We start from the raw sequence: 11,608 nt of genomic DNA on the forward strand, positions 1-11,608 counted from the left end.
GGTCCGGCCCATGCCGGCCCGGGGCAGCGTTGTATCCGGCGGTCCGTCGGCGGGCGGCCCGCCCGCCGGCTCGGCGTCAGAACCGGGCGGGCGCACCGCCAGTTCCGTCCGCCGGGCGCGGCAGCGCTGCGTAGAGCCCCGCCGCGACGAGGATCGTGGCCGCCCAGCCCAGCCCATGGCGCCCGACCCAGGAGCCGGCCAGCGGGCCGCTGAACCACTCCACGTCGGTGAACAGCAGACCCACCGCGAGCGCCGCACCCCAGGCGGCCATGGCCTGAGGGCTGAAGCCGGCGGCGTACCAGTAGCCGCTGCGGGACGTGGTGTCCATGAGGGCCGCCGAGTCGTACGTACGGCCTCGGAGCAGATCCACGCCGAAGACCCCGATCCAGGCGGAGAAGGTCACGCCGAGCAGGGTCAGGAACGAGAGGAAGGTGTCGATGAAACTCGTCGCCACCATCATCAGGATCCCGCCGAGCAGCAGGCTGATCGTCGCGTTCACCCCCACGGCCCAGGTGCGGGGGACCGCGAATCCGAGCGTCTGCGCGGTGAAGCCGGCGGAGTACATCGACATCGCGTTGATCAGCACCATGCCCACGACGGCGGTCAGGAGGTACGGCACCGAGATCCACCTCGGCAGCAGCTCGCCGATGAACGCCACGGGGTCCTTCGTGACGGCCAGGTGCGGTGAGCTCACCGCCATCACCGCACCCATCATCACCATCGGCAGCACGGTGACGAGCGCTCCGCCCACGGCAGCGCCGACCATCGCCCGGCCGGACGCGGAGCGCGGCAGGTAGCGGGCGAAGTCCGGTGCCGAGGGGACCCAGCTGATGCCCCCGGCGGCGAGAGTCCCGATCCCGGCGATCATCATCGCCGCCGGACCCGGCGGCCGCTCCAGGACGGTCCGCCACGGGGTGGAGCCGATCAGATGGACAAGGACGAGCAGGCTCGCGCCCCCGAACAGCCAGGCGGAGGCCCGGGAGCACACCCGCAGTGCCCTGATCCCGAGCCCCGACACGAGGAAGCTTGCGGCGACGAAGGCCGTCAGGGTCACCAGGACCAGCGTGTGGGTACGCCGGACATCGAGCGCGAGATCGAGCACGGCCAGCAGGGCGTAGGAGCCGGTGACCGCGTTCACGGTCTCCCAGCCCCAGCGGACCACCCACAGCAGGGCTCCGGGGAAGAGGTTGCCGCGCTGTCCGAAAACCGCCCTGGACAGCGCCATGCCGGGCGCCCCGCCACGCTTGCCCGCGATGGATACGAGGCCGACCAGTCCGTACGAGAGCACGGAGGCCGTGACCGCCACGGTCAGCACCTGCCAGAAATTCAGTCCGTTGAAGACGGTGAGCCCGGCTCCCACAGTCAGCAGCAGCACCGTCATGTTGGCTGTGACCCAGGTGGGAAAGAGGGTGCGGACCCGGCCGGTGCGCTCGTGATCGGGGACGGGATCCAGGCCGCGGTTCTCCACGGGCAGCAGCGTACCTTTACCCCCAAACGTGGCATACCGCCCATGCGGTAGGCACCCGCTGCCGTCCGTAACCGCGCCGGACCGCGGCTGTGGCCGATACTGGACGCGTTATGGAAATCGTCATCCTTGCTGTAGTCATCGCCCTGGTCGCGGTCGGCCTGATCAGCGGGCTCGTGGTCAGCAGCCGCAAGAAGAAGAAGCAGCTGCCGCCCTCGGCGCCGTCGAGCACGCCGACCATCACTCCTCCCGCCGAGCCCCGTGTCGGCGAGGAAGCCGAGACGCCGCGCGACGAAGCGCGGCGCACCATCGAGGAGGTCGGTCTTCCCGGCGCCGGGACTCCCGTCGAGGAAACCCCCGTCGTCATCGAGCCGGAGATCCCCGAGCTCGAAGTTCCCGAGCCCACCGCCGGCCGCCTGGTGCGGCTCCGCGCCCGGCTCGCCCGTTCGCAGAACTCCCTGGGCAAGGGCCTGCTCACGCTCCTGTCCCGCGACAACCTCGACGAGGACACCTGGGAGGAGATCGAGGACACACTCCTCACCGCCGATGTCGGCGTCGCCCCCACCCAGGAGCTGGTGGAGCGGCTCCGTGAGCGGGTCCGCGTCCTCGGCACCCGTACGCCCGACGAGCTGCGCACCCTTCTGCGCGAAGAGCTCGTCACTCTGCTCAGCCCCGACTTCGACCGTGTGGTGAAGACCGAGGGCGGCGACGGGACCCCCGGCGTCGTGATGGTCGTCGGGGTCAACGGCACCGGCAAGACGACCACGACGGGCAAGCTCGCCCGGGTGCTCGTCGCCGACGGCCGCAGCGTCGTGCTGGGCGCCGCGGACACCTTCCGCGCCGCCGCCGCCGACCAGCTCCAGACCTGGGGTGAACGCGTCGGCGCCCGCACGGTGCGTGGTCCCGAGGGCGGCGACCCCGCGTCGATCGCCTTCGACGCGGTGAAGGAAGGCATCGCGGAGGGCGCCGACGTGGTGCTCATCGACACCGCGGGCCGGCTGCACACGAAGACCGGCCTGATGGACGAGCTCGGCAAGGTCAAGCGGGTCGTGGAGAAGCACGGGCCGCTCGACGAGATCCTGCTCGTCCTCGACGCCACGACCGGACAGAACGGCCTCGTGCAGGCGCGGGTCTTCGCCGAGGTGGTCGACATCACCGGCATCGTCCTGACCAAGCTGGACGGCACCGCCAAGGGCGGCATCGTCATCGCCGTCCAGCGCGAGCTGGGTGTCCCCGTGAAGCTCATCGGCCTCGGTGAGGGGCCCGACGACCTGGCCCCGTTCGAGCCGGGCGCCTTCGTCGACGCGCTGATCGGCGACTGACCGGCACACCCACGCGTACGTGTGAAGGGCGGTGGACCCGAGAGGGGTTCACCGCCCTTCGGCGTTCACCAGCGGTGGCATATGTAGGCGAGGGTGCCCAGCAGCAGCCGTGCCTGTGGGGGAGCGGCGGCCGTGTCCGGCTCCGGCGGACGCAGCCAGCGGACCGGGCCGAGCCCGCCGAGATCGGACGGGGGAGCGGTGACGTACGCGCCACGGCCGAGCGCCCGCAGGTCCAGATCCGCGTCGTCCCAGCCCATCCGGTAGAGCAGCCCGGGCAGTCCCACCGCGGCCCCGGGGGCGACGAAGAACTGTGTACGGCCGGTCGGCGTCACCGCGACCGGCCCCAGCGGCAGCCCCATCCGCTCCATCCGCACCAAGGCGCGCCGTCCCGCGGCCTCGGCGACATCGAGCACGTCGAAGGTCCGGCCCACCGGAAGCAGCATCGAGGCTCCCGGCACCTCGGCCCAGGCGTCCGCGGCCGTTTCGAGGGTGGCGCCCGGCGGCACCTCCCGGGCGAAGTCCAGCGGATGCGCGCCCGGCGCGGCGCACGCGGTGTCGCCGCACGAGCAGACGCCTGCCGCGGCACGCGCGCCCGGAGCCACCGCCCAGCCCCAGAGTCCTGTGTATTCGGCCACCTCGGTCGCCCCGGGCGCACGGCCGCGGCGCCGTGTGCCGGAACGCATCTCCCGGATGCCGCCGATCGTGAAGCCCATGCCCCCTCCAACGGGTCCGACTCACCGGTGGTTACGACCCGGAGTCCTCCGTACTGGACCTACTTCGCGCGCCGCCGATCCGCCGGCGCGCGAGGGTCGCGTCCCAGGGGTGCGCGGTGTGGACCACGCGCCCCCTGAATGCTTCACTCCGCTCGCTGCTGATCGCGGCCTGTCAAGTGAATCGCGGACCGTGCCGAACGGGTTCATCCGAAGGGGTGGCGAATGGTGGCGTTTCTGCAACGACCCTCGCTGGGGCGGTGATCGTAGGATTACCGTGGGTACTCGAACCTGCAATTGCATGTGCAGTTGAGTATGCCTCGGGCAATCCGCCGATCTGTTCGATGGTGCGCAAGGCCCGTACGGACAGCGCCGAGGCACGGCATTCTGATAGAGGTTCGCGCGACAGGTTTCAGCGGGATGGGGGCGTTCCAGTGAGTGGCAGCGGCGCAGGCGAGACGAATGCCGGAAAGCGCCCCAACGGGCAATTGGGATCGTGGTTCGTGCGGAGCGGCTGGTCGAAGGGCGAGCTCGCCCGCCAGGTGAACCGTCGGGCCCGCCAGCTGGGTGCCCACCACATCAGCACCGACACCTCCCGGGTGCGCCGCTGGCTGGACGGCGAACAGCCCCGCGAACCGATCCCGCGCATTCTCTCCGAGCTCTTCTCCGAGCGCTTCGGCACCGTCGTCTCCGTCGAGGACCTCGGGCTGCGCACGGCTCACCAGGCACCCTCGGTGGCGGGGGTGGACCTGCCCTGGGCGGGCCCGCAGACCGTCGCGCTGCTCAGCGAGTTCTCCCGCAGCGACCTCATGCTCGCCCGGCGCGGCTTCCTCGGCAGTTCCCTCGCCCTGGCCGCCGGCCCCACCCTCATCGAGCCCATGCAGCGCTGGCTGGTGCCCGTCACCCGCCCCGGGCAGCCGGAACCCGAGCTCCCGACGGCCGAGAGCCGCCCCTCGCGGCTCTCCGGTCCCGAGCTGGACCTGCTGGAATCCACCACGGCGATGTTCCGTCAGTGGGACGCCCAGTGCGGCGGCGGGCTGCGCCGCAAGGCCGTCGTCGGACAGCTCCACGAAGTCACCGATCTGCTGCAGGAGCCGCAGCCCCAGGCCACCGCGAGGCGCCTGTTCCGCTGCGCGGCCGAACTGGCCGAGCTCGCGGGCTGGATGAGCTACGACGTCGGCCTCCAGCCCACCGCCCAGAAGTACTTCGTGCTCGCCCTGCACGCCTCCAAGGAGGCGGGCGACAAGCCTCTGGGTTCGTACATCCTCTCCAGCATGAGCCGCCAGATGATCCACCTCGGCCGGCCCGACGACGCGCTCGAACTCATCCATCTCGCCCAGTACGGCAGCCGTGACTGCGCCACCGCCAGGACCCAGGCCATGCTGTATGCGATGGAGGCGCGGGCTTACGCCAATATGGGCCAGCCGAGCAAGTGCAAGCGAGCGGTCCGGATGGCCGAGGACACCTTCGCCGACGCCGTCCTCGACGACGAGCCCGAGCCCGACTGGATCCGCTTCTTCTCGGACGCCGAACTGCACGGCGAGAACGCCCACTCCTACCGTGACCTCGCCTATGTCGCGGGCCGCAGCCCCACGTACGCCTCGCTCGCCGAGCCCGTGATGGCCCGTGCCGTCGAGCTCTTCGGCGAGGACGACGAGCACCAGAGGTCGTACGCGCTCAATCTGATCGGCATGGCAACCGTGCATCTCCTCAAGCGCGAGCCGGAGGAGTCGACCGTCCTCGCCACCAGGGCCCTGAAGATCGCCAAGAAGGTCAGGTCGGAGCGCGTCAACACCAGGCTCCGCAAGACCGTCGACACCGCTGCCAGGGACTTCGGGGACATTCCCGAGGTCGCCAGGCTCACCGACCTGCTCACCGAGCAGCTCCCGGAGACCGCCGAAGCGGTCTGACCGGCACTCCTGCCACCGGCCACGACTGCCGCCCCCGTACCACCCGACCCGGCTCCCCCATTGCCAGGTCAGCGGGTCGCCGTCGTGGCCGGTTCACGTCTTCGGGCGTTCCAACCGCACCGTATGCGGCGCAGGCAGCATGGTAGGCAGCGCACCGGGTCCGACACTCCTGGTTCATTGGGACGTAACACACGCAGCTCCTTCGTCACTGCGGTGAAACATCGTGCGGCATTCGTGGAAACCGCGCTGCGCGAATCTCATGGCGCATAACCGGCCCGCACCTTTTCACCGTGGTCCCGCACCCCCGCACGTGGCCGCACCGACGACGAGGAGACGCCGATGCCCCCAGGCATCACGACGCTTGCCGCAGACGCCCCGGAGCTGTCTGCCGCCAACACAGGGTTCATGCTCATCTGCTCCGCGATGGTGATGCTCATGACCCCGGGTCTGGCCTTCTTCTACGGAGGCATGGTCCGCGTCAAGAGCACCCTGAACATGCTGATGATGAGCTTCATCAGCCTCGGGATCGTCACGATCCTGTGGGTGCTCTACGGATTCAGCCTCGCCTTCGGCTCCGACATCGGCTCCGTCATCGGCTGGAGCTCGGACTTCGTCGGCCTCAGTGGGATCGGCGTCACCGAACTCTGGGACGGCTACACCATCCCGGTGTACGTCTTCGCGGTCTTCCAGATGATGTTCGCCATCCTCACCCCCGCCCTGATCAGCGGCGCACTCGCCGACCGCGTCAAGTTCACCTCCTGGGCCCTGTTCATCGCCCTGTGGGTCACCGTCGTCTACTTCCCGGTCGCGCACTGGGTCTGGGGCGCCGGCGGCTGGCTCTTCGAGCTGGGTGTCATCGACTTCGCCGGTGGTACGGCGGTCCACATCAACGCCGGTGCGGCGGCCCTCGGCGTGATCCTCGTCATCGGCAAGCGGGTCGGCTTCAAGAAGGACCCGATGCGGCCGCACAGCCTGCCGCTCGTCATGCTCGGTGCCGCGCTCCTGTGGTTCGGCTGGTTCGGCTTCAACGCGGGCTCCTGGCTCGGCAACGACGACGGTGTCGGCGCTGTCATGTTCGTCAACACGCAGGTCGCCACCGGCGCCGCGGTCCTCGGCTGGCTCGCCTACGAGAAGATCCGCCACGGCTCCTTCACCACCCTCGGTGCCGCCTCCGGTGCCGTCGCCGGCCTCGTCGCCATCACCCCCGCGGGCGGTGCGGTCAGCCCGCTCGGCGCCATCGCGATCGGTGTCATCGCCGGTGTCCTGTGCGCCATGGCCGTCGGCCTGAAGTACAAGTTCGGCTACGACGACTCCCTGGACGTCGTCGGCGTCCACCTCGTCGGCGGTATCCTCGGCTCCCTCCTCGTCGGCTTCTTCGCCACCGGCGGTGTGCAGTCCGACGCCAAGGGCCTCTTCTACGGCGGCGGGCTCGACCAGCTCGGCAAGCAGGCCGTCGGTGTCTTCGCGGTCCTCGCCTACTCCCTGGTCGTCTCCGCGGTCCTGGCGTTCATCCTCGACAAGACCATCGGCATGCGGGTCAGCGAGGACGACGAGGTCTCCGGCATCGACCAGGTCGAGCACGCCGAGACGGCGTACGACTACAGCGGCGCGGGCGGCGGCTCCGCCCCCCGGACCACGGCTCAGGCGCCGGGCACCTCGGCAGCCCCGAACAAGAAGGTGGACGCATGAAGCTCATCACCGCAGTCGTGAAGCCGCACAGGCTGGACGAGATCAAGGAGGCCCTCCAGGCCTTCGGCGTCCAGGGCCTCACGGTCACGGAAGCCAGCGGCTACGGGCGTCAGCGCGGACACACCGAGGTCTACCGTGGTGCCGAGTACACCGTCGACCTCGTCCCGAAGATCCGTATCGAGGTGCTCGTCGAGGACGAGGACGCCGAACAGCTCATCGACGTGGTCGTCAAGGCCGCCCGGACGGGCAAGATCGGTGACGGCAAGGTCTGGAGCGTCCCCGTCGACACCGCGATCCGTGTACGGACCGGCGAACGCGGCCCGGACGCACTCTGACCGACGGTCCCTGTGAACGGAAAGGCAGCTGGGTGACGAGCACCGAAGTGACCACCGAATCCGAGGACTCGGGACCCAGCGGCTATGCGGCGGCCCGGCTGCGCCTCCTCCAGAAGGAGACGCAGTCCGGGCCGCCGCGCCGTGCCGCCCTGGCCCGGCTCACCGACGACTGGCTCACCGTGCTGTTCACCGCGGCCGCCGAGGAAGCGGGTGTCCGCGGTGCCGCGCTCGTCGCCGTCGGCGGGTACGGCCGCGGCGAGCTCTCCCCGCGCAGCGACCTCGACCTCCTGCTCCTGCACGACGGCACCGCCGACGCCGCGGCCGTCGCGACTCTCGCCGACCGGATCTGGTACCCCGTGTGGGACCTCGGCCTCGCCCTCGACCACTCCGTACGCACCCCCGGCGAAGCACGCAAGACCGCGGGGGAGGACCTCAAGGTCCAGCTCGGACTGCTCGACGCGCGCCCCGTCGCCGGAGACCTCGGCCTCGTCGCCGGACTGCGGACCGCCGTCCTCGCCGACTGGCGCAACCAGGCCCCCAAACGCCTCCCCGCCCTCGACGAGCTCTGCCGGGAGCGGGCCGAACGCATGGGCGAGCTCCAGTTCCTCCTGGAACCCGACCTCAAGGAAGCCCGCGGCGGCCTCCGCGACGCCACCGCCCTGCGCGCAGTGGCAGCGTCCTGGGTCGCGGACGCGCCTCGCGAAGGGCTCGCGGAGGCCCGCCGTACGCTCCTCGACGCGCGCGACGCACTCCATCTCACCACCGGCAGGGCCACCGACCGCCTCGCCCTGCAGGAGCAGGACCAGGTCGCCGGGGCCCTCGGTCTGCTCGACGCGGACGCCCTGCTGCGGCAGGTGTACGAGGCCGCCCGGACCGTCTCGTACGCCACCGACGTCACCTGGCGCGAGGTCAACCGCGTCCTGCGCGCCCGCTCCGTACGGCCACGGCTGCGGACGATCCTCGGCGGCGCCAAGGCCGCGCCGGAACGCACCCCGCTCGCCGAGGGAGTCGTCGAGGCCGACGGCGAAGTCGTCCTCGCACGCACAGCGCGCCCCGAACGGGACCCCGTGCTCACCCTCAGGGCGGCCGCAGCGGCGGCGGAGGCCGGACTGCCGCTCTCCCGTCACCTCGTACGCCATCTGGGCACCGCGGCCCGGCCCCTGCCCGTGCCGTGGCCCTCCCAGGCCCGCGAGGAGCTCGTGACGCTGCTCGGCGCCGGCGAATCCACCGTCGGCGTCTGGGAAGCCCTCGAAGCGGAAGGCATCATCACCCGCCTCCTGCCCGACTGGGAGCGGGTCCACTGCCGGCCGCAGCGCAACCCCGTCCACACCTGGACCGTCGACCGGCACCTCGTCGAAACAGCCGTCCGCGCCTCCCACCTCACCCGCCGTGTGGGCCGCCCGGACCTCCTCCTGATCGCCGCCCTGCTCCACGACATCGGCAAGGGCTGGCCCGGGGACCACTCCGTCGCGGGCGAGGTCATCGCCCGCGACATGGCCGCCCGCATCGGCTTCGACAAGCAGGACGTGGGCGTCGTCGCCACGCTCGTACGGCACCATCTGCTGCTCATCGACACCGCCACCCGGCGCGACCTCGACGACCCCGCGACCGTCCGCTCCGTCGCCACGGCCGTGGGCAGCGCCTCCACCCTGGAACTCCTGCACGCGCTCACGGAGGCCGACGCACTGGCCACCGGCCCCGCCGCCTGGAGCTCCTGGCGGGCCTCCCTCGTCGCCGACCTGGTCAAACGCGTCGCCGCGCTCCTGGCCGGCGAAGAACCCCCCGCACCGGAGCCGCTCGCGCCCAGCGCCGAGCAGGAACGCCTCGCCGTCGAGGCCCTGCGCACCGGCGAGCCCGTCCTGTCCCTGCACACCCGGCCCGAAGCGGCTTCCGAGGACGGTGAACCCGAACCCGTCGGCGTCGAACTCCTCATCGCGCTCCCCGACCGCCCCGGAGTCCTGCCCGCGGCGGCCGGGGTCCTCGCCCTGCACCGCCTCACCGTGCGCGCCGCCGACCTGCGTGCCGTCGAGCTCCCCACCGAGCTGGGTGAAGCGGCCGGACTGCTGGTTCTCAGCTGGCGGGTCGCGGCCGAGTACGGCTCGCTCCCGCAGGCCGCACGGCTGCGCACCGACCTCGTACGCGCCCTGGACGGCTCCCTGGACATCCGGGCCAGGCTCGCAGAACGCGAGGCTGCCTATCCACGGCGGCGCGGAGTGAAGGCCCCGCCCCCCAGGGTGAGCGTCGCGGCGGCGGGCTCCCGCCTGGCCACGGTCATCGAGGTCCGCGCCCAGGACGCCCCCGGGCTGCTGCACCGGATCGGCAGGGCGCTGGAGCAGAGCGCGGTGAGGGTGCGCAGTGCCCATGTCTCCACGCTCGGAGCGAACGCCGTGGACGCCTTCTACGTCACGGACCTCGACGGTGAACCACTGGCTCCGGAGCGGGCCGCGGAGGTGGCCGGGGAGGTCGAGAAGGAGCTGGGCTGACCCCCTGCCCCGGGCCCGTTCGTCACGAGAAACGGCCGAGGGCTTTGCGTTCTCCGGGGTCCGGATACCCTGGAGAGCGACTGACCTGCCACGCCCCCGACCCTGAGGACCGACGAGCGCCGTGTTCGATACTCTCTCCGACCGCCTTAGCGCGACTTTCAAAAACCTCAGGGGCAAGGGCCGCTTGTCCGAGGCGGACATCGACGCCACGGCTCGCGAGATCCGTATCGCCCTGCTCGAGGCCGATGTCGCCCTCCCCGTAGTCCGCGCGTTCATCGCCAACATCAAGGAGCGGGCGCGCGGCGTCGAGGTCTCCCAGGCGCTGAACCCCGCCCAGCAGGTCGTCAAGATCGTCAACGAGGAGCTCGTCGGCATCCTCGGTGGCGAGACCCGGCGGCTGCGGTTCGCCAAGAACCCGCCCACCGTGATCATGCTCGCGGGTCTGCAGGGTGCCGGTAAGACCACCCTCGCCGGAAAGCTCGGCCTCTGGCTCAAGTCCCAGGGCCACTCCCCGCTGCTGGTCGCCTGTGACCTCCAGCGCCCCAACGCCGTCAACCAGCTGAGCGTCGTGGCCGACCGCGCCGGTGTCGCGGTGTATGCGCCGGAGCCGGGCAACGGCGTGGGCGACCCGGTCAAGGTCGCGAAGGACTCCATCGAGTTCGCCAAGACCAAGGTCCACGACATCGTCATCGTCGACACCGCCGGCCGCCTCGGCATCGACGAGGAGCTCATGCGGCAGGCCGCGGACATCCGCGACGCCGTCAGCCCCGACGAGATCCTCTTCGTCGTCGACGCGATGATCGGCCAGGACGCGGTCAACACCGCCGAGGCCTTCCGTGACGGCGTCGGCTTCGACGGCGTGGTGCTCTCCAAGCTCGACGGTGACGCCCGCGGTGGTGCCGCCCTGTCGATCGCCCACGTCACGGGCAAGCAGATCATGTTCGCGTCGAACGGTGAGAAGCTCGAGGACTTCGACGCCTTCCACCCCGACCGCATGGCGTCCCGCATCCTCGACATGGGTGACCTGCTCACCCTGATCGAGCAGGCGGAGAAGACCTTCAGCCAGGAAGAGGCCGCCAAAATGGCCTCCAAGCTGGCGTCGAGCAAGGGCAAGGACTTCACGCTCGACGACTTCCTGGCGCAGATGGAGCAGGTCAGGAAGATGGGCTCCATCTCCAAGCTGCTCGGGATGCTGCCCGGCATGGGGCAGATGAAGGACCAGATCAACAACATCGACGAGCGCGACGTGGACCGCACGGCCGCGATCATCAAGTCGATGACCCCGAAGGAACGCTCCGAGCCGACGATCATCAACGGTTCGCGCCGGGCCCGCATCGCCAAGGGTTCCGGTGTCGAGGTCTCCGCGGTGAAGAACCTCGTGGAGCGCTTCTTCGAGGCCCGCAAGATGATGTCGAAGATGGCTCAGGGCGGCGGCATGCCCGGGATGCCGGGGATGCCGGGCATGGGTGGCGGCCCCGGCCGTCAGAAGAAGCAGGTCAAGCAGGCCAAGGGCAAGCGCAAGAGCGGCAACCCGATGAAGCGCAAGGCCGAGGAGCAGGCCGAGGCCGCCCGCCGCGAGCAGGCGGCGCAGGGCGGCGCGTTCAACCTGCCCGCCCAGGAGGACAAGAACTTCGAGCTGCCGGACGAGTTCAAGAAGTTCATGGGCTGACCGGCCCGGTGCACGGACGAAGGGG

Annotated in this window: 8 protein-coding genes; 6 read left to right on the top strand and 2 right to left on the bottom strand. The window is 70.7% G+C overall.

Translation table 11 applies throughout. From position 1 onward, the window contains the following. Positions 1–76: 76 nt before the first annotated feature. Positions 77–1,468, bottom strand: coding sequence for a purine-cytosine permease family protein (locus ACFWFI_RS34140; RefSeq protein WP_387398001.1), 1,392 nt, complete (start codon positions 1,466–1,468; stop codon positions 77–79). Positions 1,469–1,578: 110 nt separating this feature from the next. Here ACFWFI_RS34140 and ftsY point away from each other — a divergent pair, with 110 nt between their 5' ends. After that, on the top strand, positions 1,579–2,787 hold the full coding sequence (gene ftsY, locus ACFWFI_RS34145) for a signal recognition particle-docking protein FtsY (RefSeq protein ID WP_387398003.1): 1,209 nt from the start codon (positions 1,579–1,581) through the stop codon (positions 2,785–2,787). A gap of 65 nt (positions 2,788–2,852) precedes the next feature. Here the strand turns inward: ftsY and ACFWFI_RS34150 are convergent, their stop codons facing one another. After that, positions 2,853–3,500: a bifunctional DNA primase/polymerase gene (locus ACFWFI_RS34150; protein WP_387398006.1), complete on the bottom strand. Its 648-nt coding sequence runs from the start codon at positions 3,498–3,500 to the stop codon at positions 2,853–2,855. A gap of 431 nt (positions 3,501–3,931) precedes the next feature. Here ACFWFI_RS34150 and ACFWFI_RS34155 point away from each other — a divergent pair, with 431 nt between their 5' ends. From ACFWFI_RS34155 to ffh, 5 genes are all read left to right on the top strand, one after another. Then, positions 3,932–5,407 (top strand): transcriptional repressor NsdA, encoded by a 1,476-nt coding sequence (locus ACFWFI_RS34155; protein ID WP_387398008.1) that lies wholly within the window; start codon positions 3,932–3,934, stop codon positions 5,405–5,407. Between the two features lie 339 nt (positions 5,408–5,746). Then, on the top strand, positions 5,747–7,096 hold the full coding sequence (locus ACFWFI_RS34160; protein ID WP_387398011.1) for an ammonium transporter: 1,350 nt from the start codon (positions 5,747–5,749) through the stop codon (positions 7,094–7,096). Continuing rightward, entirely contained in the window at positions 7,093–7,431 is a 339-nt protein-coding gene (locus ACFWFI_RS34165; RefSeq protein ID WP_033304048.1) for a P-II family nitrogen regulator, read from the top strand. The genes ACFWFI_RS34160 and ACFWFI_RS34165 overlap by 4 nt, the downstream gene beginning before the upstream one ends. Before the next feature lie 32 nt (positions 7,432–7,463). Continuing rightward, a complete protein-coding gene (locus ACFWFI_RS34170) occupies positions 7,464–9,914 on the top strand; it encodes a [protein-PII] uridylyltransferase (protein ID WP_387398014.1) in 2,451 nt (816 codons plus the stop codon). A 121-nt stretch (positions 9,915–10,035) separates the two neighbouring features. After that, complete coding sequence (gene ffh, locus ACFWFI_RS34175) at positions 10,036–11,583, top strand: signal recognition particle protein (protein ID WP_387398015.1); 1,548 nt, start codon at positions 10,036–10,038, stop codon at positions 11,581–11,583. Positions 11,584–11,608: the final 25 nt, after the last annotated feature.

Origin of the sequence: Streptomyces sp. NPDC060209, assembly GCF_042728155.1 — a bacterium.
Taxonomy (GTDB): domain Bacteria; phylum Actinomycetota; class Actinomycetes; order Streptomycetales; family Streptomycetaceae; genus Streptomyces.